At 62.4% G+C, this 21,739-nt stretch carries 22 protein-coding genes; 16 read left to right on the forward strand and 6 right to left on the reverse strand.

What is annotated here, in order from left to right:
• Positions 1–32: 32 nt before the first annotated feature.
• Entirely contained in the window at positions 33–1,592 is a 1,560-nt protein-coding gene (locus CLU94_RS16745; protein ID WP_257218851.1) for a S1C family serine protease, read from the forward strand.
• Positions 1,593–1,648: 56 nt separating this feature from the next.
• On the opposite strand, the gene CLU94_RS16750 is transcribed toward CLU94_RS16745, so the two are convergent.
• The 3 genes from CLU94_RS16750 to yjgA form a co-directional block, all read right to left on the reverse strand.
• Entirely contained in the window at positions 1,649–2,317 is a 669-nt protein-coding gene (locus tag CLU94_RS16750; RefSeq protein WP_099666432.1) for an alpha/beta hydrolase, read from the reverse strand.
• Complete coding sequence (gene mog / locus CLU94_RS16755; protein ID WP_099666433.1) at positions 2,314–2,946, reverse strand: molybdopterin adenylyltransferase; 633 nt, start codon at positions 2,944–2,946, stop codon at positions 2,314–2,316. Before mog ends, CLU94_RS16750 begins: the two co-directional genes overlap by 4 nt.
• A 90-nt stretch (positions 2,947–3,036) precedes the next feature.
• Entirely contained in the window at positions 3,037–3,636 is a 600-nt protein-coding gene (gene yjgA, locus CLU94_RS16760; RefSeq protein WP_099666434.1) for a ribosome biogenesis factor YjgA, read from the reverse strand.
• Between the two features lie 92 nt (positions 3,637–3,728).
• On the opposite strand from yjgA, the gene pmbA reads away from it, so the two are divergent.
• Entirely contained in the window at positions 3,729–5,081 is a 1,353-nt protein-coding gene (gene pmbA, locus CLU94_RS16765) for a metalloprotease PmbA (protein ID WP_099666435.1), read from the forward strand.
• A gap of 46 nt (positions 5,082–5,127) precedes the next feature.
• Here pmbA and CLU94_RS16770 read toward each other — a convergent pair whose 3' ends face one another.
• Both CLU94_RS16770 and CLU94_RS16775 read right to left on the reverse strand, forming a co-directional pair.
• On the reverse strand, positions 5,128–6,237 hold the full coding sequence (locus CLU94_RS16770; RefSeq protein ID WP_257218852.1) for a cytochrome-c peroxidase: 1,110 nt from the start codon (positions 6,235–6,237) through the stop codon (positions 5,128–5,130).
• A 279-nt stretch (positions 6,238–6,516) separates the two neighbouring features.
• Positions 6,517–7,641, reverse strand: coding sequence for a M14 family metallopeptidase (locus tag CLU94_RS16775; RefSeq protein ID WP_034746346.1), 1,125 nt, complete (start codon positions 7,639–7,641; stop codon positions 6,517–6,519).
• A gap of 141 nt (positions 7,642–7,782) precedes the next feature.
• Between CLU94_RS16775 and CLU94_RS16780 the strand changes: the two genes are divergently transcribed.
• On the forward strand, positions 7,783–8,037 hold the full coding sequence (locus CLU94_RS16780; RefSeq protein ID WP_077408596.1) for a hypothetical protein: 255 nt from the start codon (positions 7,783–7,785) through the stop codon (positions 8,035–8,037).
• A gap of 100 nt (positions 8,038–8,137) precedes the next feature.
• Here the strand turns inward: CLU94_RS16780 and paaX are convergent, their stop codons facing one another.
• Positions 8,138–9,067 (reverse strand): phenylacetic acid degradation operon negative regulatory protein PaaX, encoded by a 930-nt coding sequence (paaX, locus tag CLU94_RS16785; RefSeq protein ID WP_099666437.1) that lies wholly within the window; start codon positions 9,065–9,067, stop codon positions 8,138–8,140.
• Positions 9,068–9,334: 267 nt separating this feature from the next.
• Between paaX and paaA the strand changes: the two genes are divergently transcribed.
• The 13 genes from paaA to CLU94_RS16850 all read left to right on the forward strand — a co-directional run bounded on the left by paaA (position 9,335) and on the right by CLU94_RS16850 (position 21,739).
• On the forward strand, positions 9,335–10,327 hold the full coding sequence (paaA, locus tag CLU94_RS16790) for a 1,2-phenylacetyl-CoA epoxidase subunit PaaA (RefSeq protein WP_099666438.1): 993 nt from the start codon (positions 9,335–9,337) through the stop codon (positions 10,325–10,327).
• Between the two features lie 26 nt (positions 10,328–10,353).
• A complete protein-coding gene (paaB, locus tag CLU94_RS16795; RefSeq protein WP_034746356.1) occupies positions 10,354–10,638 on the forward strand; it encodes a 1,2-phenylacetyl-CoA epoxidase subunit PaaB in 285 nt (94 codons plus the stop codon).
• 14 nt (positions 10,639–10,652) lie between these two features.
• A complete protein-coding gene (gene paaC / locus CLU94_RS16800; protein ID WP_099666439.1) occupies positions 10,653–11,420 on the forward strand; it encodes a 1,2-phenylacetyl-CoA epoxidase subunit PaaC in 768 nt (255 codons plus the stop codon).
• The gene (gene paaD, locus CLU94_RS16805; protein ID WP_099666440.1) at positions 11,420–11,947 is read left to right on the forward strand and encodes a 1,2-phenylacetyl-CoA epoxidase subunit PaaD; all 528 of its coding nucleotides are present in this window, start codon (positions 11,420–11,422) and stop codon (positions 11,945–11,947) included. The genes paaC and paaD overlap by 1 nt, the downstream gene beginning before the upstream one ends.
• A 40-nt stretch (positions 11,948–11,987) precedes the next feature.
• Positions 11,988–13,067 (forward strand): 1,2-phenylacetyl-CoA epoxidase subunit PaaE, encoded by a 1,080-nt coding sequence (paaE, locus tag CLU94_RS16810; protein WP_099666441.1) that lies wholly within the window; start codon positions 11,988–11,990, stop codon positions 13,065–13,067.
• 84 nt (positions 13,068–13,151) lie between these two features.
• A complete protein-coding gene (paaG, locus tag CLU94_RS16815; RefSeq protein WP_099666442.1) occupies positions 13,152–13,943 on the forward strand; it encodes a 2-(1,2-epoxy-1,2-dihydrophenyl)acetyl-CoA isomerase PaaG in 792 nt (263 codons plus the stop codon).
• A gap of 1 nt (position 13,944) precedes the next feature.
• Positions 13,945–15,510, forward strand: a complete 1,566-nt coding sequence (paaH, locus tag CLU94_RS16820) for a 3-hydroxyacyl-CoA dehydrogenase PaaH (RefSeq protein WP_099666443.1) — start codon at positions 13,945–13,947, stop codon at positions 15,508–15,510.
• Complete coding sequence (gene paaI, locus CLU94_RS16825; protein ID WP_099666444.1) at positions 15,503–15,949, forward strand: hydroxyphenylacetyl-CoA thioesterase PaaI; 447 nt, start codon at positions 15,503–15,505, stop codon at positions 15,947–15,949. The genes paaH and paaI overlap by 8 nt, the downstream gene beginning before the upstream one ends.
• Positions 15,950–16,017: 68 nt before the next feature.
• On the forward strand, positions 16,018–17,346 hold the full coding sequence (gene paaK / locus CLU94_RS16830) for a phenylacetate--CoA ligase PaaK (RefSeq protein WP_099666445.1): 1,329 nt from the start codon (positions 16,018–16,020) through the stop codon (positions 17,344–17,346).
• Positions 17,347–17,368: 22 nt separating this feature from the next.
• On the forward strand, positions 17,369–18,574 hold the full coding sequence (pcaF, locus tag CLU94_RS16835) for a 3-oxoadipyl-CoA thiolase (RefSeq protein ID WP_099666446.1): 1,206 nt from the start codon (positions 17,369–17,371) through the stop codon (positions 18,572–18,574).
• A gap of 73 nt (positions 18,575–18,647) precedes the next feature.
• A complete protein-coding gene (locus CLU94_RS16840) occupies positions 18,648–19,799 on the forward strand; it encodes an ABC transporter substrate-binding protein (protein WP_099666447.1) in 1,152 nt (383 codons plus the stop codon).
• An 81-nt stretch (positions 19,800–19,880) separates the two neighbouring features.
• Positions 19,881–20,759: a branched-chain amino acid ABC transporter permease gene (locus tag CLU94_RS16845; protein WP_034780386.1), complete on the forward strand. Its 879-nt coding sequence runs from the start codon at positions 19,881–19,883 to the stop codon at positions 20,757–20,759.
• Positions 20,756–21,739 (forward strand): branched-chain amino acid ABC transporter permease, encoded by a 984-nt coding sequence (locus CLU94_RS16850; protein WP_099666448.1) that lies wholly within the window; start codon positions 20,756–20,758, stop codon positions 21,737–21,739. Before CLU94_RS16845 ends, CLU94_RS16850 begins: the two co-directional genes overlap by 4 nt.

Genomic DNA, 21,739 nt, shown 5'->3' on the forward strand with positions numbered 1-21,739 from the left:
ATTTTACTTCCCTGCCATTGCCAACAAGCTCAATGAAAACTCGTCCGTGCTTCACCCTGATGGGCCGCGCCTTCCTGGCGCTGGCCCTTTCTTTTTGCCCCTTGATGACGGTGCGCGCGCTTGCCGCCGAGACCGCTGCCACCGCCAGCCCCGGCGCTTCCGCCCTGGAAAACTCCGTCGTCAAGGTGTTTTCCACCCTGCGCGGGCCGGATCCCTATAAACCGTGGAGCAAGGCTGCGCCGCAAGAGGTGACGGGTTCCGGCGTCGTCATCGAAGGCCGCCGCATCCTCACCAATGCGCATGTGGTCGGCTATGCCAGCCAGGTGCAGATCCAGGCGAATGGCGCCGGCGACAAGATACCGGCGACCGTGCTGGCCATCTCGCGCGGCATGGACCTGGCCTTGCTGAAAATCGACGATGACAGTTTTTTTGCCAGCCATAAAGCGGTGCCGCGCGCCAATGTCTTGCCGGACGTGCGCGATGCCGTGCTGGCGTATGGCTATCCGACGGGCGGCACCTCGCTGTCGATCACCAAGGGCATCGTTTCGCGCATCGAATTCGTGCGCTACAACTTCCCCGTGTCCGGCCTGCGCATCCAGATCGATGCGGCCATCAATCCGGGCAATAGCGGCGGCCCCGTGATCGCCGGCGACAAGATGATCGGCCTGGCCTTTGCCGGCATGGCCAATGCGCAAAACATCGGCTACATCATCCCCAACGAGGAAATCGAACTGTTCCTGCGCGACCAGGACAGTGGCGCGCCCAAGGGCAAGCCGGCCATGCGCGACGTGACGCAAACGCTGGAAAATCCCGCGCTGCGCACGTATCTGAAGCTGGCCAAGGGTGTCGAAGGCGCCGTCGTGATGACGCCGGCCAGCAAGGATGCCGCCTATCCGCTCAAGGAGTGGGATGTCATCACGCATATCGGCGATTTTCCCATCGACAACCAGGGCATGGTCAAGCTGAATGCCAACAGCCGCGTGCGCTTCCAGTACCGGGTACAACAGCTGGCGAAAGACGGCCAGTTGCCGTTGACGGTGGTGCGCCAGGGCGCACCCCTGAAAATCAAGGTGCCCGTCTCGGCGGCGCACCCGATGCTCATCAGCGGCTTGCAGGGCAATTACCCATCCTATTTCATCTTCGGTCCGATGGTGTTTTCGCGCGCCAGCACGGAATTCATGGCGGCGCCGAATGGCAACCCAACGATATTGGGCGGCATGGCGTTTGCCGGCAATCCGCTGGCTACGCGGCGCGGCGATGCGCCCGATAGCGAACGCGAGGAACTGGTGGTGATCGCCGCGCCGTTCTTCCCGCACAAGCTGATGAATGGCTACAGTACCCGTTTCTTCTCGGTCGTCGATTCCGTCAATGGCGTGCGCGTGCGCAGCCTGGCGCACCTGGTGGCCTTGCTGCGCGACCAGACGGATGAATTGCTGACGTTCCGCTTCCAGCAGCGCGATGCGGAAATGGTCGTCGTGCCCCGCAAGGACATGCTGGCAGCGACGGAATCGGTGCTGACGGACAACGGCATCCGTTCGGAAGCGTCGCCCGATATGTTGAAAATCTGGAATGAAAAAACGCCGGTAAACTGATCGTTACCGGCGTTCCGCAAGACAACAGGCGCGGCGCAGACCGCGCCTGTTTTACTTTAAGCCAATACTTTCTTCAGCCACGCGCCGATGGCGTCGATTTCTTCCTGGCACAGCGAGTGCTGCATCATGTACTCGTGCCATTCCACCTTGTAACCCATGCCGGTGAGCAAGTCGCGCGACTGTTGCGCGCGGCCGATCTGCACCACGGGGTCGGCCGTGCCGTGCGCCATGAAGATCGGCGTCTGCAGGCTGGCCGGCGTGCGTTCCAGAGCCGTCTTGTCGGCCAGCGGCAGATAGCCGGACAGGCACATCAGGCCGGCCAGCGGTTCCGCATGGCGCAAGCCCGTTTGCAAGGTCATGGCGCAGCCTTGCGAGAAGCCGGCCAGGATGATGCGGCTGGCGGGAATGCCGCGCGCCTTTTCGCGCGCGATCAGCGCTTCGATCTGCAGCTGCGAGGCGCGCAAGCCGTTTTCATCTTCGCGGCGCACGAGATCGCTCACGAGGATGTCGTACCAGGCGCGCATCACATAGCCGTTGTTGATGGTGACGGGCATGGTGCCGGCGCTGGGGAAGATGAAGCGGATGGCGGGGCAGCCGCGCAAATCGAGTTCTTTCACCAGGGGAACGAAGTCGTTGCCGTCGGCGCCCAGGCCATGCATCCAGATGATGGAGACGGTGGGGTTCGGTGCGCTGTCGAGTTCGATGGTTTCCAGCAAAGTGCTCATGTATTTTCCTCTGGTAGTGGTTGCGCCGGACGCAGCGCCGATTTGGGACGGAAGGCCTTGCAGATGGCCGGGTCGGTTTCCATGTAGGGGCCTCCGATGAGGTCGATGCAATAGGGTACGGCGGCAAAGATGCCGTTTACCAATTGATTTCCATCAACATCCTTCAAGCCTTCCAGGGTTTCCTTGATGGCTTTCGGCTGGCCCGGCAAGTTCATGATCAGGGCGGCGCGCTCGGGCGTCTCGCGGATCACGGCCACCTGGCGCGACAAAATGGCCGTCGGCACGAATTGCAGGCTGATCTGGCGCATCTGTTCGCCGAAACCGGGCATTTCCTTGGTCCCGACGGACAAGGTAGCGTCCGGCGTCACGTCGCGCCGCGCCGGACCCGTGCCGCCCGTCGTCAGGATCAGATGGCAGTGGCTCAGGTCGACCATGTCGATCAGGGTGTTTTCAATTTGCGAGCGCTCGTCCGGGATCAGGCGTTTTTCCAGGCGGAAAGGCGTGCGGATGGCGGCGGACAGCCAGCTTTCCAGGGCGGGGATGCCCAGGTCTTCATACACGCCGCCGCTGGCGCGGTCCGAGATCGACACGAGGCCGATAATCAATTCGTCTTCGAGAGTGGTGGACATCGGTCACCTATAAAAGTTTGGAGTGTCTTAAAAACAATAAAACCGGGATTATCCCGGTTTTTTGTCCATCCTTGCGTTTGGGACGGTCAATTACTCGTCGTCTTCCGCTTCTGCGTCATCTTCGTCGGCATCTTTCTTGCCGCCATTTTGCTTCTTGGCGATCTCTTTCAAGATCTGGAAGATTTCACGGTAGGCCTTCGGCGGCTTGTTCTCGGCTTGCTCCTTGCGGGCATTGCGGATCAGGGTGCGCAGGTGCTGCACGTCCAGTTCCGGATTTTCCGACAGCAAGACGGTCAGGGCCTTGTCGTCCGTCAAGAGTTTGTCGCGGCGGCGTTCCATCGCGTGCATATTGGCCGTGTCGGCTTTCGACAAGCCTTTCCAGCTATCGATGGTGCGTTGGATGGCGGCAACTTCGTCTTCATCCAGGGTGCGCATCTTCTTGCCCACATATTGCAGCTGGCGGCGGCGGCCTTCGTGATCCTTGATTTGCTGGCATTCGAGAATGGCGTCGCGCACGTCTTCCGGCATCGGGACGCGCTTGACGCGGTCGCGTGCCTCATTGACGAGTTCTTCGCCCAGCTTTTGCAGGACGGTCATCTGGCGCTTGAGTTCCGACTTCGAAGGACGTTCATATTCCTGTTCGAATTCGGTGGATTGGAAGCCGCAAGCTCCCCGGTTTGGATTTGGCATGATAAGGCGGGATTGGCCGCGTAGGCCGCACCTGTAAACTGTAAACGACTGCTATGATAACCTTTTTAGCGGCTTTCCGAAGAAAACAGCGCATGAACGACTCCGTATTTACCCATAGTCAAGAGCAATTGCAGCAACTAGCCCGTGATGTGTTGTCTTTTGCGCGGGAAGCGGGCGGCACCGACGCAGCCGTCGAAGTCAGCGAAGGCGGCGGCTTGTCCGTTTCTGTCCGAAAAGGCAAGATCGAGACGATCGAGCAAAACAAGGACAAGGGCATGGGCGTGACCGTGTTTGTCGGCAAGAAGCGCGGCAATGCCAGCACCTCCGATTTCTCGCCGTCCGCCCTGCGCGCCACGGTGGACGCCGCCTACAACATCGCCCGCTTCACTGCCGAGGACGATTGCGCGGGCCTGGCCGACACGGACATGCTGGAAATGTCCCCCCGCGACTTGCAATTGTTTTATCCCTGGCTCATTTCCACCGAGGAAGCCGTTGCGCTGGCCCAGCGGGCCGAAGCGGCCGCGTTTGCCGTCGACCCGCGCATCACGAATAGCGAGGGAGCCAGCGTGCACGTGCAGCAATCGCACTTTGTTTCCGCCAATTCGCGCGGCTTCATCGGCGGCTACCCGTTCTCGCGCCACACCCTGTCCGTGGCGCCCATCGCAGGCAAGGGCGCGAAGATGCAGCGCGACGACTGGTATTCGTCCGTGCGCGACGCCTCCAAAATGTCGAGCCCGGAAGCCATCGGCCGCTATGCCGCCGAGCGCGCCCTGTCGCGCCTGAACGCGCGCAAGCTGGGCACGCGCACTTGTCCCGTGCTGTTCGAGGCGCCGCTGGCGGCCGGTTTGCTGGGTACCTATGTGCAAGCAACCTCGGGCGGCGCCCTGTACCGCAAATCCACTTTCCTGAACGATTCCCTGGGCACGCAAGTGCTGCCGTCGCACGTGCAGATCTTCGAAGACCCGCACGTGATCGGCGGCGTCGGTTCGGCGCCGTTCGACGAAGAGGGCGTGAAAACCGTCAGCCGCGACGTCGTCAAGGATGGCGTGGTGCAAGGCTATTTCCTGTCGACCTACACGGCCCGCAAGCTGGGCATGCAGACGACGGGCAACGCGGGCGGCTCGCACAATTTGTACCTGACCTCGAACCTGACGGCCGCCAGCGACGATTTTAGTGCCATGCTGAAAAAGCTGGGCACGGGCTTGCTGGTGACGGAGCTGATGGGGCAAGGAACCAATTATGTGACGGGCGACTATTCGCGCGGCGCATCCGGTTTCTGGGTGGAAAATGGCGTGATCCAGTACCCGGTGGAAGAAATCACCATCGCCGGCAACATGAAGGACATGCTGCGCAACATCGTTGCCGTGGGCGCCGACGAACTGCGCCGCGGCACCAAACAGACGGGGTCCATTCTCATCGAGAGCATGGTAGTGGCGGGCGGCTGAGCGCCTGCATGGCAAGCGCGACAACGCCGGGCGGGCGCGCCACGCTTTACTGCTGGACTTGATAGCCATCCGTCAGGGTGGCCAGGAACTTCACCATATCCTCGATCTCGCCCGCCGTCAGCGCCGGCGCCATGCCGCGCTTGCGGTCGAACGGCGCTTCCTTGACGTTCACGTTGGCGCGGTATCTGGCGGGTATGTCATTGAATTTCTGCACTTTTCCCCGTTTGTCGCGCGGATACCATTCTTGCGGATGCGTATCGCGCCGCACATAAAAACGCAGGGCCTCCGTCAGGTTGTCGAACACGCCGTTATGAAAAAACACTTGGCGTGTGGCCACATTGCGCAGGCTGGGCACCTTGAAGGCGCCGCATAGCTCGTCTTTCGCCGCCAGGTCCGTACGGTCGGGACCGCACAAGCCCAGGTCGAAATAGGCCGGATCGGCCGTGGCGGGAATGCGCATATTGCGCGGCACGCCCAGATTGTCGAAACTGAAGTCCGTAAACAGGGGCGGCGCGCCATGTTCGCCCCGCACGCTGGGGTGGCAAGCGGCGCAATTGCCCTTGCGTTCATCGTTGAACAGGGCCAGGCCCCGCAATTCGGCCAGTTCCAGCGGAACCTTGTTGGCCAGGTACAGGTCATATTTGGAATCGTAGCGGTGAAAATCCGGCTCTTCCTGCTGGAATTGCTGCAAAGCATACGTGATGCGGCTGAATGCCTGTTGTGGTTGCGCAAAGATGGCGTCGCCAAAGACGTGCCGGAATGCGTTCGCATAGTTGCCGTTGCGCAACCGTTCCACCACCGCATCCGTGCTGGCATTGGCCATTTCGTGCGCTGCCAGGAACGGCCGTTCCGCCTGTTCTGCCAGGCTGGCGGCGCGGCCGTCGCGGTTGATGCCGCCGTTGGGTGCGCCGTCCTCATCAAAGCGGAAGGGCGGATTGTGGTCCAGGTAGCGCAGCGATGGCGTGGCGCGGTAGCCGTGCGCCTGGCCATCGGCGCCGCCCAGTTGCACGGCCAGCTTGTTGCCGGGCGCATAGGCGTGGGCCGGGTCATGGCAGCTGGCGCACGACTGCCTGCCCGAGGCGGACAGGCTGGCATCGTGGAAGATGCGCCGCCCCAGCTGCGCGGCAGGGCTGAGTTCGGCTGCCGTGCCTGGCATGCCGTACAAGCCAAGAAACAAGAATGTGCACACGTGTGCAAGTCGGGTCGGTGAATATCGCGCCTCGGCGCGTGGCTGGTCTTTGATGGTCATATGCGGGATGGTTGTCGGCAAGGGAGAGACAGGCAATGCTGCGCCCAGTATAGGCAGCAATGGCTGGCGTGGCAACGATTAGCGATGCTGCGCTGCGCAAGACGGGGAGCGGAAAACAGCCGGCGGCAGAGTAACCGCCGGCCAAGCCCGTCACGTCATGCGTGGCGGGCCAGTTTCATGCGCGGCTCAGGCGCGCAAGGTGGACAGGATAGGCTGCAGCACGGCCGCGCCCAGGGCGGCGCTGCGGGCACCGCTCCAGCCCGTTTGCGGGTCGGGATCGTTGGCATTGTCCTTGAACGGCAATTCCAGGGTCAGCGACAGGCAGCCGAAGGCGTGGGTGATGTGGGGCGAACCCATGGTCAGTACTTCCGGCGTGAACGGGCCGTCTTCGTAGCCGTGCTCATCCTGGAAGTCGGGGCTGGCCACCTTGAAGTCGGCGATGAAGCGGTCTTGCTCGGCCTTCTGTGCTGGCGTGAAATTTTCCAGCGCATCGCTGCCGGCCACGAAGACGTAAGGCAAGCCTTCGTCGCCATGCACGTCGAGGAACAGGTCGCAGCCGATTTCATGCATTTTCTGTTTCACCAGGAATACTTCCGGGCTGCGCTCCATCGTCGGCGTCATCCATTCGCGGTTCAGGTTGGCGCCGGCTGCGTTGGTGCGCAGGTTGCCATGCACGGAACCGTCCGGGTTCATGTTCGGCACCACGTAGAAGACGGCGTCTTGCAGGCACTGGCGGGCGAATGGATTGGCCTGGTCCAGCAAGGCTTCGAGCATGCCTTCGACAAACCATTCCGCCATCGTTTCACCGGGATGCTGGCGCGCGATGACCCAGACTTTCTTCTCGGCATCGGCGTCGCCCACCACCAGCAGATTCATGTCGCGGCCTTCCACGGTGCTGCCCAGGTCGATCAAGCGCACCAGCGGCGACGCTTGCGCGCTGTCGATCAGGGCCAGGTGGCGGTCCCATGGGTACGGCTCGAAATAGGCGTAGTACACGCTTTCCTCTTCCGGCGTGTGTTCGATGGTCATCACCGTGCCGTCAAAGCTGGTGGGCACGCGGAACCAGGTTTCGCGGTCGTAGCTGGCCACGGCCTGGTAATCTTTCCAGCCGTCCGGGTAGGCCGACTTGCCTGCGTTCATGAAGCGGATCGTGCACGCCTCGCCTTGCGCGCCTTGCAGGCGGAAGTAAAACCACTGCGTGATGTCGGCGTGGGAATCCTTGCGGATGTTCAGCTCGATGGATTGGGCATCGTCGGCGCGCAGCACCTCGATCGCGCCGGCGTCGAATTGCTGGCTGATTTTAATGGTCATGAGTGTTCCTGATAAAAACGTATGGGTTTTGCATCGTGTGCAATGGCGCGATGATACCTGTTTTGCGGTGGACTTTGTGCTGGCGCAAACGATGACGGACGCGCTTTGCTAACGTGATAGCTCCGACACGGGGAGGCCATCATGGATGACAACGGCAAACACATACGCGAACTGGAAAAGAAAATCAGCGCCCTCAGCGACGCCCTGGCGCACCTGGGCAAGGGCACGACCTTGCAGGAATTGCTGCGCATCATACGTTTCCCCGGCTATACGACGCCGGCCGAATTCACCTTCAATGTCGCCATCCTCGACACCATGCTGGTGCAGGCCAATGCGCTGGAAAAGCTGGGGCAGGATTTATTGGCAGGGGCGAAACAGGTGGTCGCAAAACAGTGAGCGCAGGCACTGACGTATTCCTGAGCGCCTGAAAAATGGCCAGGGCCGCAGGCAGTATGAATGGACGCCCAGGCCCTGCAACGCTGCCATGGACGTGTTGTCAGGTGTTCAGGCCGCCGAAACGTTCGTAGAACCACGGCTCCACATCGGGCGCCTGCGCATCTTCGCGCCGCAAGGTGGCCAGGATATGTTTCTCGGCCGCCGCGTACGTGATGCGGTACAGGTCGCGGGCCAGCGCATACGCCTGCGTGCCGGGCCATGGTTCGGGCAGCAGTTCGACGGGCAGTTGCGGGTCGTGCAATTGCACGCGGCGATAGGCGTGCGTCAGCAGCGAGCGGATGACGAACGCTTGCTCTGCATCGAACACGGGCGCTTCTTGCAGCAAGGTCAGCAGGGGCTGGAAACTGGCGATGAATTTCTGGTAGCCGGCCATTACTTCCGATAAATCCCAGCAGTCGCCCACCATGTCGCGCAGGGGGCGCGTGCTGACGCCCGGCAATTCCGTGGTGTGGCAGACATACAGCTTGCCCTGCACCTCGTTGCGCACGAGGATATCTTCCAGCGCCTCCGTATTGCTGGCCGGATGGCCAAAGATGCCGGGAGAGATCAAGCCATAGCCCGCCCACAATAATTCCTTGCGCAGCGCCCCCCGCTCGGCGGCGCCGATGCTGCCGGCCGGCCCGATCACCAGGGTCCAGCTGCCATCCCAGTGCACGACCAGCGGCGCATAGATGCGGCGATAGGCGCGCTCGAAGCGGGCCAGCGCCTCCGGGCGTATCGTATAGGCGCTGCGGCGGCCGTCGCGCTGCGAGCTGAGCCAGCCTTCCTGCGCCAGGCGGAACACGCTGGTGCGCAATAAACGGTCATTCACGCCAAACGGCGCCAGCAGTTCGATCAGGCTGCCCAGCCAGATGGCGCCGCCGCGCGGCACGATGGCGTCGCCAAAGATGGTCATCACCAGGGACTTCGAGCGCGGTGGGTCGCTTTCCAGGAAATCGGCTATCCATGCCGTGCAGCGGGTGTTCTTCATGTGGTTCCGGTCTGGCCGTGTTGCGGTCGGTTCAATAAAAGCAGCAGTTTACTTGGCTGCGCGGGTAGCGCGGCAATAATTTGTCGGAAGCGCTGGTGGCGCTCCGCAGTGTTTTCTCATAAGCAATATCATACGCACAAAAAAGCTGCACAAGATACGAATTTTTAAAATGATTCATATCAAGTGTATGCAAATCGTTTTTTGTATCGTATTATCTGTTCATCGCACCGCGTTGCTGCGCAAAATCAAAGACATGGGAGACAGATCATGTACGCACAAATGGTTGAAACCGGCCTCAAGAACGTTCGTTCCCTCGACGACATGGGTCAAGAAGAGCGCGCTTTCCAGGCGCGTATCGACGAAGGCATCAAGATCGAGGCCAAGGACTGGATGCCGGATGCTTACCGCAAGACCCTGATCCGCCAGATTTCGCAGCACGCGCACTCGGAAATCGTCGGCCAATTGCCTGAAGGCAACTGGGTCACGCGCGCGCCCACCCTGAAACGCAAGTCCATCCTGCTGGCGAAGATCCAGGACGAAGCCGGCCACGGCCTGTACCTGTATAGCGCCGCGGAAACCTTGGGCGTGTCGCGCGACGACTTGCTGGCCGCCTTGCATTCGGGCAAAGCCAAGTATTCCAGCATCTTTAACTATCCCACCCTGTCGTGGGCCGACATGGGCGCCATCGGCTGGCTGGTCGACGGTTCCGCCATCATCAACCAGATTCCCCTGTGCCGTTGTTCCTACGGTCCGTATGCGCGCGCCATGATCCGCGTCTGCAAGGAAGAATCGTTCCATGCGCGCCAGGGCTACGACATCATGATGTCGCTGTGCAAGGGCACGCCTGCGCAGAAAGCCATGGCGCAGGATGCGCTGAACCGCTGGTGGTGGCCGTCGCTGATGATGTTCGGCCCGTCCGACGCCGCTTCCGTCAACAGCGCCCAGTCGGCGCAATGGCGCATCAAGCTGTTCTCGAACGACGAATTGCGCCAGCGCATGGTCGACCAGACCGTGCCGCAAATCGAATACTTGGGCTTGACCGTGCCCGATCCCGACCTGAAATTCAATGCGGAAACGGGCCACTATGAATTCGGCGAGATCGACTGGTCCGAGTTCAACAATGTCTTGAAGGGCAATGGCCCGTGCAACCGCGAACGCCTGCAAACGCGCGTGAAAGCGTATGAAGACGGCGAATGGTTCCGCGATGCCTTGCTCGCCTACGCCGACAAGCAAGCCGCTAACGAAAAAGCGGCAGCCTGAAAACATCTATAAAAGGGGATAGCAACATGAGCAAAGAATGGCCTTTGTGGGAAGTTTTCATCCGCAGCCAGCACGGCCTGGCGCACAAGCATGTGGGCAGCCTGCACGCTTCCGACGCCACCATGGCGGTCAACCATGCGCGCGACGTCTACACGCGCCGCAATGAAGGCGTGAGCATCTGGGTGGTGCGCGCGGCCGATATCGTCGCCAGCAGCCCCGGCGACAAGGGCGCCCTGTTCGAACCGTCGAACAGCAAGGTGTACCGCCATCCCACCTTCTTCCCGATGCCGGAAGAAGTCAAGAATCTGTGATGGGAGCGCCTGCAATGGATGACAAGGTCACTCAACAAAAGTTCGATTACCTCCTGCGCCTGGGCGACAACGCCCTGATCCTCAGCCAGCAGCTGTCGCAGCTGTGCGGCAAGGGCCCGGCGCTGGAAGAGGACATGGCGCTGACCAACGTGGCGCTGGACTTGCTGGGCCAGACGCGTTTGTGGTTCAGCTATGCGGCCGAACTGGAAAATGCGGGCCGCGACGAGGACGACATCGCCTTTTTGCGCGACGCCCACGATTTCAAGAATTGCCTGCTGGTCGAACAGCCGAACGGCAATTACGCCGATACGATGATGCGCCAGTTCTTCTTCGACAGCTGGCACTATTTCCAGCTGCTGGAACTGACGAAATCGACGGATGCGCGCATCGTCGAGGTGGCGCAAAAGTCGATCAAGGAAGTCACGTACCACTTGCGCCGCAGCGGCGATCTTGTCGTGCGCCTCGGCGACGGCACGGCGGACAGCCACGCCAAGACGCAGGCCGCCGCCGACAAGCTGTGGATGTACACGGGCGAAATGTTCAAGTACGACGCCGTCGACCAGGCCATGGTCGCCGCCGGCATCGCGCCGCCATCCGACATCCTGCGCCAGGCGTTCCTGGAACACGTGGCCGAGATCTTCGCGGAAGCGACGCTGGCCATGCCGGCGCCCGACGCCTGGATGCAAAAAGGCGGCAAGCAGGGCACGCACACGGAACACCTGGGCTTTATTCTGGCCGAGATGCAGTTCCTGCAGCGCGCCTATCCTGGGGCGGAGTGGTAATGAACACGGCCGCGGCAGCGCTGGACGCCGCCCAGGTCTGGGCCTGGCTGGGCGACGTGCCAGACCCGGAAATCCCCGTCATTTCGGTGGTGGACCTGGGCATCGTGCGCGCCGTCGAAGTCACCGGCGGCGACGCCTGTACCGTGACGATCACGCCCACGTATTCGGGCTGCCCTGCCATGCAGGTGATCGCCGACGCCGTCACGGATGCCTTGCGCAGCCATGGCGTGGACAAGGTGACGCTGGTGAACCAGCTGTCACCCGCCTGGACGACGGACTGGATGAGCGAGACGGGCAAGGCCAAGCTGAAAGGCTATGGCATCGCCCCGCCGCAGCAGCAGGTGATCGACATCAGCGGTTTGCGTGGTGGCGTCAAGCGCCAGCCCATGCCGAAACTGGACGTGATCTGCCCGAATTGCGGTTCCACGCATACGCAGCTGACCAGCCAGTTCGGCTCCACGCCGTGCAAGGCCCTGTACAAATGCCTGGATTGCCGCGAACCGTTTGACTACTTCAAGTGCCACTAAAAAAATCAGGCACACGTTCCGAAGAAACTGGAGATGAAGCATGAGTAAATTTTATCCGCTGTGCGTGGCCAACGTGCGCAATGAAACGCGCGACACCATCGCCGTCACGTTCGACGTGCCAGCCGAGTTGCAGCAGCAGTTCCGCTTCCAGCAGGGCCAGCACCTGACCCTGCGCGCCCATATCAATGCGGAAGACGTGCGCCGCTCGTATTCCATCTGTTCGGCGGTGCAGGATGGCACCCTGCGCGTGGCCATCAAGCGCACGCCGGGCGGTGCCTTTTCCACCTGGGCGAACGATACCCTGAAAGCCGGCGCCACCATCGAGGTGATGCCGCCCATGGGCCACTTTAACGTGCCGCTCGACTGCGTCAATCGCAAGCACTACCTGGCGTTTGCGGCCGGCAGCGGCATCACGCCCATCCTCTCCATCATCAAGACGACCCTGCTGACGGAGCCCCTGAGCCGCTTCACCCTGTTCTACGGTAACCGCGCTTCGTCGTCCGTCATCTTCAAGGAAGAATTGACGGACTTGAAGGATGTGTACCTGGAGCGTTTGAACCTGGTCTACGTGATGAGCCGCGAACAGCAGGACATCGAACTGTTCAACGGCCGCATCACGCAGGAAAAATGCGAGCAGTTCCTGCAGCACTGGATCAAGATCGAAGACTATGACAACGCCTTCATCTGCGGCCCGGAAGACATGATGCTGGGCGTTTCCGCCGCCCTGCAGGCAGCCGGCATGCCCAAGCAGAATATCAAGATCGAGCTGTTCGCCGCCAGCATCCCGAAAAATGCCCACAAGCCGCGCGCCCAGCTGGCTGCGGACGCCGTGCAGGAAACGGAAGTGACCGTCATCCTGGATGGCAACCACACGACCTTCACGATGGACAAGGACAAGGAGTCCATCCTCGACGCGGGCCTGCGGCAGGGTATCGACATGCGCTACTCGTGCAAGGGCGGCGTGTGCTCGACCTGCCGCTGCAAGATCCTCGACGGCAAGGTTGAAATGGACGTCAACTACGCGCTGGAAGACTATGAAGTGGCGCGCGGCTTTGTCCTCAGTTGCCAGAGTTTTCCGGTTACTGACAAAGTCGTGGTGGACTTTGACCAAGCCGAATAACCCAACTGCCACTGCCGGGGTCAGACCCGACGGGTCTGACCCCAGATTTCCGCTGTGGGTTGATAACTAAAATAGCGAGACGCCATGACCTACCAAAACATCCTCTTCACCATCGAGCAGGGCATCGCCACGCTCACCCTGAACCGTCCCGACAAGCTCAATAGTTTTACGCAAGCCATGCACGAGGAAGTGCGCGACGCCATCGCCAAAGTGAACGCCGACAGTACCGTGCGCGTCTTCGTGCTGACGGGGGCCGGCCGCGGCTTTTGCGCAGGCCAGGATTTGTCCGACCGCGCCGTGGAACCGGGTTCGAAGGGCGTGGACCTGGGCGAGTCCGTGGAAAAGAACTATGCGCCGCTGGTGCTGGCCTTGAAGGCTTTGCCGATGCCCGTGATCTGCGTCGTCAACGGCGTGGCCGCCGGCGCGGGCGCCAACCTGGCGCTGGCGTGCGACATCGTCATCGCCGGCAAGTCGGCCAGTTTTGTCGAAGTGTTCTGCAAGCTGGGCCTGATCCCGGACACGGGCGGCACCTTCTTCCTGCCACGCCTGATCGGTTCCGCGCGCGCCATGGGCCTGGCCATGCTCGGTGAAAAACTGACGGCGGAAAAAGCGGAAGACTGGGGCCTGATCTGGAAATGCGTCGAGGATGCCCAGCTGGCCGAGGAAACGCGCAAGTTGGCCGTGCATTTTTCTACCGCACCGACCAAGGGCCTGGCCTATACCAAACAGGCGCTGGCCGCCAGCGGCGCGAATACCCTGCCGCAGCAGCTTGCGCTGGAAGCGCGCATGATGAGCGATCTCGGTAACAGCGACGATTACCGCGAAGGCGTGGCCGCCTTCGTGGAAAAGCGCGCACCGCAATTCAAGGGACATTGATATGGCAGCTTTGGACAATAACAGTATCGTCGCCGTCATCGGCAGCGGCGCCATGGGCGCCGGCATCGCGCAGGTGGCCGCAGCCGCCGGTTACCGCGTCAAACTGTACGATACGCGCACGGAAGCCGTCAGCAAGGCGTTGGCCGACATTGGCAAGATGTATGCGAAGCTGGCTGAAAAGGGCCGCATGACGCCCGACGAAGCCGCGGCCGCCACGGCGCGCCTGCAGGCGGCCGGCAGCCTGGCTGATGTGGCAGATGCTGCCCTGGTAGTGGAGGCCATCGTGGAAAACCTCGACGTCAAGCGCGGCCTGTTCGCCGAACTCGAAGCGCTGGTCAGCGACGACTGCCTCCTGGCGACGAACACCTCGTCGATTTCCGTTACGGCCATCGCGGCCAAGCTGCGCCGTCCGGAACGCCTGGTCGGCATGCACTTCTTTAATCCTGTGCCACTGATGGCGCTGGTCGAAGTGATCAGCGGGCTGGCCACCAGCGAGCAAGTCGCCGCCACCGTGTACGACACGTCGATCGCCTGGGGCAAGAACCCCGTGCATGCGAAATCGACGCCTGGCTTCATCGTCAACCGTGTCGCCCGTCCGTTTTATGCGGAAGGTTGGCGCCTCTTGAGCGAACAGGCGGGCGACGCCGCCACCATCGACGCCGTGCTGCGCGAAGCGGGCGGTTTCCGCATGGGCCCATTCGAGCTGATGGACCTGATCGGCCATGACGTCAATTTCTCGGTCACGCAATCCGTGTTCGGCGCCTATTTCAACGACCCGCGCTTCACGCCCTCCGTGCTGCAGCAGGAAATGGTCAATGCCGGTTTCCTTGGCCGCAAATCGGGCCGGGGTTTTTACCTGTACGGCGAAGGGGCCGCTGCCCCCGTGGCGCAGGCGGAAGGCGCGCAAGCGAAGCCGGAATTCGTTGCCCTGTCGGCCGCCATCGGCGGCGATGGCCGTGGCCACAGCGGCATCATCCGCAGTCTGGTGCAGCGCCTGGAGCAGGCCGGCATCACCGTCAGCCGCCGCGTGACGCAGGAAGGCCAGTCGCATGACGAGGCGCCCGCCCTGCATTGCCATGGCGCCGCGATTTATCTGACCGATGGCCGCAGCGCCACCCAGCGCGCGCACGACAACCAGCATCCGGACACGGTGCTGTTTGACCTGGCGCTCGATTACGCCAATGCCAAGCGCATCGCCGTGGCCCGCGCCGACCAGTGCAGCGATGCGGCCTACGCGGCCGTCGTTGGCCTCTTCCAGGCGGCCGGTTTCATCGTCACGCGCCTGGACGACGTGCCTGGCCTGGCCGTCATGCGCACGGTGGCCATGCTGGCCAACGAGGCGGCCGACGCCGTCAACCAGGGCGTGTGCACGGTGGCTGCCGTCGATATCGCCATGCAGAAGGGTGTCAACTATCCGCGCGGACCGCTGGCCTGGGCCGATGCCGTCGGCGTCCAGCACATCGTGACCGTGCTGCACCACCTGGCGCAGGGCTATGGCGAGGACCGTTACCGAGTCTCGCCGCTGCTGCGCCGCAAACTCGCCAATGGAGCACAGTTTCATGCATAAGGAAGACCATATCCACGCTGCCCAGGCTTTGGCCGAAGCGGCCGCCGCCTCCATGCTGTCGCGCGATAACGCCACCGCCGCCATGGGCATCTCCCTGGCCGACGTGGGCCCCGGCCATGCCCGCATGACGATGACGGTGCGCGCAGACATGCTCAATGGCCACCAGACCTGCCATGGCGGTTTTATCTTTGCCCTGGCCGACAGCGCCTTCGCGTTTGCCTGCAACAGTTACAACCTGAACACCGTGGGCGCCGGCTGCACCATCGATTATCTGGCGCCGGGCCGTGAAGGCGACGTGCTGACGGCGCACGCCGTCGAACAGGCGCTGGCCGGCAAGAGCGGCGTCTATGACGTCAAGGTCAGCAACCAGGACGGGCGCGCCATCGCGCTCTTCCGCGGCAAGTCGATTCGCGTGGCGGGTGAAGTCATCAGCAATTGAAGTTACAAGAGCAGGCTTGAACTGCCGGAACGAATTACATAGTTATAGAACCGAATCAGGAGACAGAGATGGTCCAGAGAACCCCAGCACCGAATGACCTCGAACCGATCGAGCGCGCCAGCAAGGATGAACTGCAGGCGCTACAGCTCGAACGCATGAAATGGACGCTCAAGCACGCGTATGACAACGTGCCCCATTACCGCGCCGCTTTCGACGAAGCAGGCGTGCATCCGGACGACCTCAAATCCTTGTCCGACCTGGCCAAATTCCCGTTCACCGATAAAAAGGTCTTGCGCGACAATTACCCGTTCGGCCTGTTCGCCGTGCCGCGCGAGCAAGTGGTGCGCATCCATGCATCCAGCGGTACCACGGGCAAGGCCACGGTGGTCGGCTACACGCAGAACGATATCGATACCTGGGCCAACGTGGTGGCGCGCTCGATCCGCGCCGGCGGCGGCCGCGCTGGCGACATGGTGCATATCTCCTACGGCTATGGCCTGTTCACGGGCGGCCTGGGCGCGCACTACGGCGCCGAGCGCCTCGGTTGCACGGTCATCCCCATGTCCGGCGGGCAGACGGAAAAGCAGGTGCAACTGATCCAGGATTTCAAGCCATCGATCATCATGGTCACGCCATCCTACATGCTCAACATCATCGAGGAATTCACGCGCCAGGGCCTTGACCCGGCCGAGTCGTCGCTGAAGGTGGGCATCTTCGGCGCCGAGCCGTGGACGGACGCCATGCGCTCGGAAATCGAGGCGCGTGCCGGCATCGACGCCGTCGACATCTACGGCCTGTCCGAAGTGATGGGCCCTGGCGTGGCATCCGAATGCATCGAAAGCAAGGACGGTCCCGTCATCTGGGAAGATCATTTTTACCCGGAAATCATCGATCCGGAAACGGGCGAAGTGCTGCCGGACGGCGAAGAGGGCGAACTGGTGTTTACCTCGCTGTCGAAAGAGGCGCTGCCCATCATCCGCTACCGCACGCGCGACCTGACCCGCTTGCTGCCGCCGACCTCGCGCTCGATGCGCCGCATCGGCAAGATCACGGGCCGCTCGGACGACATGCTGATCATCCGCGGCGTGAACGTTTTCCCCACGCAGATCGAAGAGCTGATCCTCAAAATGCCGAAGCTGGCGCCACAATACCAGCTGGTGGTCACGCGCGACGGCCACCTGGACAAGCTGGAAGTGGTGGCCGAGCTGCGTATCGACCTCAATGCCACCATCTCGGCCAGCGAAACGGACGCGCTGGCGCGCGAGCTGGAACACCGCATCAAGACACACGTGGGCGTGAGCACGCGCGTGCGCCTCGTGGCCGCCGCCGGCATCGAACGCACCCTGACGGGCAAGGCCCGCCGCGTGGTCGACCAGCGCCCGAAGATCTTCTCCTGATAGCCCGAACAAGGAACCAGACATGAATGACGCTTTTATTTGTGACGCCGTGCGCACTCCCTTTGGCCGCTATGGCGGGGCACTCTCCGGCGTGCGCGCGGACGACCTGGGTGCGCTGCCGATTGCCGCGCTGATCGCCCGTAACCCATCCGTTGACTGGGCCGCCATCGACGACGTGTTCTACGGCTGCGCCAATCAGGCGGGCGAGGACAACCGCAACGTGGGCCGCATGGCCGCGTTGCTGGCCGGCTTGCCGGCGGCAGTGCCCGCCAATACCATCAACCGCCTGTGCGGCTCCAGCCTGGATGCCGTCGGCATGGCTGCCCGCTCCATCAAGGCGGGCGAGGCGGAACTGATCATCGCCGGTGGCGTGGAAAGCATGACGCGCGCGCCTTTCGTGATGGGCAAGGCCAACAGCGCGTTTTCACGCGCGGCGAAAATCGAAGACACGACCCTGGGTTGGCGCTTCGTGAACGGCAAGATGAAGGCGCAGTACGGCATCGACACCATGCCGGAAACGGCGGAAAACGTGGCCGTGGAATTTGGCATCAGCCGCGCCGATCAGGATGCGCTGGCCTTGCGCAGCCAGCAGCGCTGGGCGGCCGCCCACGCGGCAGGCGTGTTCGAGCGCGAAATCGTGCCTGTCGCCGTGCCGCAAAAAAAGGGTGATCCGAAGATGGTCACCAGCGACGAACATCCGCGTCCCGACACCTCGCTGGACATGCTGGCAAAGCTCAAGGGCGTGGTCAAGCCGGATGGCACGGTCACGGCTGGCAATGCCTCGGGCTTGAACGATGGCGCCTGCGCCATCTTGCTGGCGTCCGCCGCCGCCGTCGACAAGTACAAATTGAAGGCCCGCGCAAAAGTGCTGGGCATGGCCACGGCCGGCCTGGCGCCGCGCATCATGGGCTTCGGTCCCTCGCCGGCTTCGCGCAAGGTTCTGGCGCAAACGGGATTGAGCATCGAGCAGATGGACGTGATCGAACTCAATGAAGCGTTTGCCGCGCAGGCGCTGGCCGTCACGCGCGACTTGGGCCTGGCGGACGACGCAGCCCACGTGAACCCGAATGGCGGCGCGATCGCCATCGGCCACCCGCTGGGCGCATCGGGCGCGCGCCTGGTGATGGCCGCGCTGAACCAGCTGGAACGCACGGGCGGGCGCTATGCGCTGTGCACCATGTGCATCGGCGTGGGGCAGGGGATTGCCATCGTTATTGAACGCGTATAAAAGCAGTATATAAAACAAGGTGCAAGATAGCACCACCCAATTTGACCGTAGTGCCAACCTGGTGGAGACCACAATGATTGCCAATATCTTCAAGAAAACCCTGATCGCCGGCGTGCTGGCCATGTCCGCCGTGGGCGCGTATGCGGCCGATAACATCAAGATCGGTTCCGTGCTGTCCGTCACGGGGCCTGCCGCCTTCCTGGGCGACCCGGAACTGAAAACCCTGCAGCTGTATATCGAGAAGATCAACGCGGCCGGCGGCGTCCTGGGGCGCAAGCTGGAACTGGTGCACTACGATGACGGCAGCGACGCGGCCAAGGCCAACGGTTTTACCAAGCGCCTGATCGAATCGGACAAGGTCGACGTGTTGATCGGCGGCACCACCACGGGCGCGACGATGGCGATGGCGCCTCTGGTAGATCGCGCCAGCATGCCTTTCATTTCGCTGGCCGGTGCCGTTGTCATCATCGATCCGGTCAAGAAATGGGTGTTCAAGACGCCGCACACGGACCGCATGGCGGCCGAGAAGGTGTTCGAGGACATGAAGAAGCGCGGCATCAGCAAAGTGGGCCTGCTGTCGGAAACGAGCGGCTTTGGCGCCTCGGGCCGCAAGGAATCGCAGATCGTCGCCTCCAAATACGGCATCACCCTGGTGGCCGATGAAACCTACGGCCCGAAAGACACGGACATCACGGCGCAGCTGACCCGCATCAAGAATACTGGCGGCGTGCAAGCCGTGTTCGTCTTTGGCCTGGGCCAGGGCCCGGCCGTGGTGACGAAGAACTACGGCCAGCTGGGCATGGCCGCGCTGCCGCTGTACCAGTCGCACGGCGTGGCGTCGGACGAATACCTGAAGCTGTCGGGCAAGGCCGCCGAAGGCGTGCGCCTGCCGACGCCAGCGCTCTTGATCGGCGCCATGCTGCCCGACAGCGACGCGCAAAAGGCCGTCGTCGTCGGTTACGACAAGACGTATAAAGACCGCTACAAGATCGACCCGTCGACCTTTGGCGGCTATGCGCTCGACGCCCTGAACCTGTCGGTCGACGCCATCAAGCGCGCCGGCGGCACGGACCGCGAAAAAGTGCGCACGGCGCTGGAATCGACCAAGGGTTTTGTCGGCACCACCGGTGTCTTCAACATGTCGGCCAAAGACCACATGGGCCTGGACCTGTCGGCGTTCCGCATGGTCGAAGTGAAGAACGGCGAATGGCAATTGTCTAAATAAGTTCGAGAAGGTAAGCCAGAAGTACCTGCGCGGGCCGCCCTCGAAGGCGGTCCGCGCATAGCCGAACATAATGGAGACACCATGGAAGTCGCACAATTTCTACAATTTCTGTATTCCGGGATGACGGTCGGTTCCGCCTACGCGCTGGCGGCGCTGGGCTTCACCATCATCTACAACACCAGCGGCGTGATCAATTTCGCCCAGGGCGAATTCATCATGCTGGGCGGGATGCTGGCTGCCGTGATGTCGGCCGCCGGCGTGCCGCTGCCGCTGGCCATCATCCTGGCCGTCATCGCCACGGGTATCGTTGGCCTGCTGATGGAAAAAACCGTGATCGAACCGGCGCAAAATGCACAGGTCATCACGCTCCTGATCATCACCATTGGCGCCTCGCTCGTGCTGCGCGGCCTGGTGCAAATCTGGCTGGGCAAGGACACGCATTCGCTGCCAGCGTTTTCCGGCGACGCGCCGATCGAATTCCTGGGCGCCAGCCTGCTGCCGCAAAGCCTGTGGGTGCTGGGCGTCACCGTCGTCATCGTGCTGGTGCTGGGCTGGTTCTTCGGCCGCACGCTGATGGGCAAGGCCATGCTGGCCACCTCCCACAACAAGCTGGCGGCACAACTGGTGGGCATCAACACGCGCAAGGTGCTGCTGTTCTCGTTCGGCCTGTCGGCCTTGCTGGGTGCTGCCGGCGGCATCCTCGTTGCACCGATCACCTACACCTCGTATGACGCTGGCATCATGCTGGGCCTGAAAGGCTTCGTTGCCGCCGTCCTCGGTGGCCTGGGCGGCGGCGCCGGTGCGATTGCCGGTGGCCTGATCCTCGGCATCGCCGAAGCCATGACGGCCGGCTACATCTCGTCGGCCTACAAGGATGCGGTGCCCTTTGTGCTGATTTTATTGATCCTGTTCTTCCTGCCGCAAGGCTTGTTTGGCGCTAAAAATTCGGAGCGTGTATGACCAACTTTTTCACACGCTCGCGCCACGGCGGCTTGTTGTTGCTGGCCCTGGTGCTGGCCATCCTGCCCCTGTTCCTGACTAACGCGTTCTACTATGACGTGGCGATCCGCATCGCCCTGAACGCCATCGTCGTCATCGGCCTCAATCTCCTGATGGGCTACACGGGCCAGATCAGCCTCGGTCATGCCGGTTTCTATGGCCTGGGCGCGTATGCGTCGGCCGTGCTGACCACCCACTACGGCTGGCCGCCGCTGGCCGCGCTGGCGGCGGGCGCCGTCGCCACCGGCCTGCTGGCGCTGTTGCTGGCGCGCCCCGTGTTGAAACTCAAGGGCCATACCCTGGCCATGGCGACGCTGGGCCTGGGCATCATCATTTCCATCGTCATCAACAACGAGACGCAGTGGACGGGTGGCCCGGACGGTATCGGCGTGTCCGCCTTCAGTGTTGCCGGCCTGGAAATCGCCGGCGAGAAATCGTGGTACCTGGTGTGCGCCGTGCTGTTGTTGCTGGTGACGTGGCTGGCCCTGAACCTGATCGATTCGCCCGTCGGCCGCGCGCTGCAGGCCATCCACGGCTCGGAAGTGGCGGCCCGCGTGGTGGGTGTCGACACGACCCGCTTCAAGGTGCGCGTGTTCGTGCTGTCGGCCGTCATCGCCAGCATCGCGGGCAGCATCAGCGCCCACTACATCGGCTTCATCACGCCCAACCTGGCCGGCTTCTTCCACTCGATCGAGCTGGTGACGATGGTGGTGGTGGGCGGCATGGCGTCGATCTTCGGCTCCATCATCGGTGCGGCCCTGCTGACGATCCTGCCGCAACTGCTGTCCAGTTTTGAAGGCTGGGAAACGGTGGTGTTTGGCGTGATCCTGATGGCCACCATGATCTTCATGCCCAAGGGCCTGGTGCCCAGCCTGGCCAGCCGTTCGCGCAAGCGGGCAGCCGTGCCCAAGGCGCCCGTCAAATCCGCGCAGGAGGTGTGA

The sequence above is a fragment of the Janthinobacterium sp. 13 genome (genome assembly GCF_002749695.1).
GTDB classification, from domain to species: Bacteria; Pseudomonadota; Gammaproteobacteria; order Burkholderiales; family Burkholderiaceae_D; genus Janthinobacterium; species Janthinobacterium kumbetense.

What these genes read in the sequence shown, in the direction of transcription:
- CLU94_RS16745 (WP_257218851.1), top strand. Translation starts at nt 33, where the DNA reads ATGAAAACTCGTCCGTGCTTCACCCTGATGGGCCGCGCCTTCCTGGCG.
- CLU94_RS16750 (WP_099666432.1), bottom strand. Translation starts at nt 2,317, where the DNA reads ATGAGCACTTTGCTGGAAACCATCGAACTCGACAGCGCACCGAACCCC.
- mog (WP_099666433.1), bottom strand. Translation starts at nt 2,946, where the DNA reads ATGTCCACCACTCTCGAAGACGAATTGATTATCGGCCTCGTGTCGATC.
- yjgA (WP_099666434.1), bottom strand. Translation starts at nt 3,636, where the DNA reads ATGCCAAATCCAAACCGGGGAGCTTGCGGCTTCCAATCCACCGAATTC.
- pmbA (WP_099666435.1), top strand. Translation starts at nt 3,729, where the DNA reads ATGAACGACTCCGTATTTACCCATAGTCAAGAGCAATTGCAGCAACTA.
- CLU94_RS16770 (WP_257218852.1), bottom strand. Translation starts at nt 6,237, where the DNA reads ATGCCAGGCACGGCAGCCGAACTCAGCCCTGCCGCGCAGCTGGGGCGG.
- CLU94_RS16775 (WP_034746346.1), bottom strand. Translation starts at nt 7,641, where the DNA reads ATGACCATTAAAATCAGCCAGCAATTCGACGCCGGCGCGATCGAGGTG.
- CLU94_RS16780 (WP_077408596.1), top strand. Translation starts at nt 7,783, where the DNA reads ATGGATGACAACGGCAAACACATACGCGAACTGGAAAAGAAAATCAGC.
- paaX (WP_099666437.1), bottom strand. Translation starts at nt 9,067, where the DNA reads ATGAAGAACACCCGCTGCACGGCATGGATAGCCGATTTCCTGGAAAGC.
- paaA (WP_099666438.1), top strand. Translation starts at nt 9,335, where the DNA reads ATGTACGCACAAATGGTTGAAACCGGCCTCAAGAACGTTCGTTCCCTC.
- paaB (WP_034746356.1), top strand. Translation starts at nt 10,354, where the DNA reads ATGAGCAAAGAATGGCCTTTGTGGGAAGTTTTCATCCGCAGCCAGCAC.
- paaC (WP_099666439.1), top strand. Translation starts at nt 10,653, where the DNA reads ATGGATGACAAGGTCACTCAACAAAAGTTCGATTACCTCCTGCGCCTG.
- paaD (WP_099666440.1), top strand. Translation starts at nt 11,420, where the DNA reads ATGAACACGGCCGCGGCAGCGCTGGACGCCGCCCAGGTCTGGGCCTGG.
- paaE (WP_099666441.1), top strand. Translation starts at nt 11,988, where the DNA reads ATGAGTAAATTTTATCCGCTGTGCGTGGCCAACGTGCGCAATGAAACG.
- paaG (WP_099666442.1), top strand. Translation starts at nt 13,152, where the DNA reads ATGACCTACCAAAACATCCTCTTCACCATCGAGCAGGGCATCGCCACG.
- paaH (WP_099666443.1), top strand. Translation starts at nt 13,945, where the DNA reads ATGGCAGCTTTGGACAATAACAGTATCGTCGCCGTCATCGGCAGCGGC.
- paaI (WP_099666444.1), top strand. Translation starts at nt 15,503, where the DNA reads ATGCATAAGGAAGACCATATCCACGCTGCCCAGGCTTTGGCCGAAGCG.
- paaK (WP_099666445.1), top strand. Translation starts at nt 16,018, where the DNA reads ATGGTCCAGAGAACCCCAGCACCGAATGACCTCGAACCGATCGAGCGC.
- pcaF (WP_099666446.1), top strand. Translation starts at nt 17,369, where the DNA reads ATGAATGACGCTTTTATTTGTGACGCCGTGCGCACTCCCTTTGGCCGC.
- CLU94_RS16840 (WP_099666447.1), top strand. Translation starts at nt 18,648, where the DNA reads ATGATTGCCAATATCTTCAAGAAAACCCTGATCGCCGGCGTGCTGGCC.
- CLU94_RS16845 (WP_034780386.1), top strand. Translation starts at nt 19,881, where the DNA reads ATGGAAGTCGCACAATTTCTACAATTTCTGTATTCCGGGATGACGGTC.
- CLU94_RS16850 (WP_099666448.1), top strand. Translation starts at nt 20,756, where the DNA reads ATGACCAACTTTTTCACACGCTCGCGCCACGGCGGCTTGTTGTTGCTG.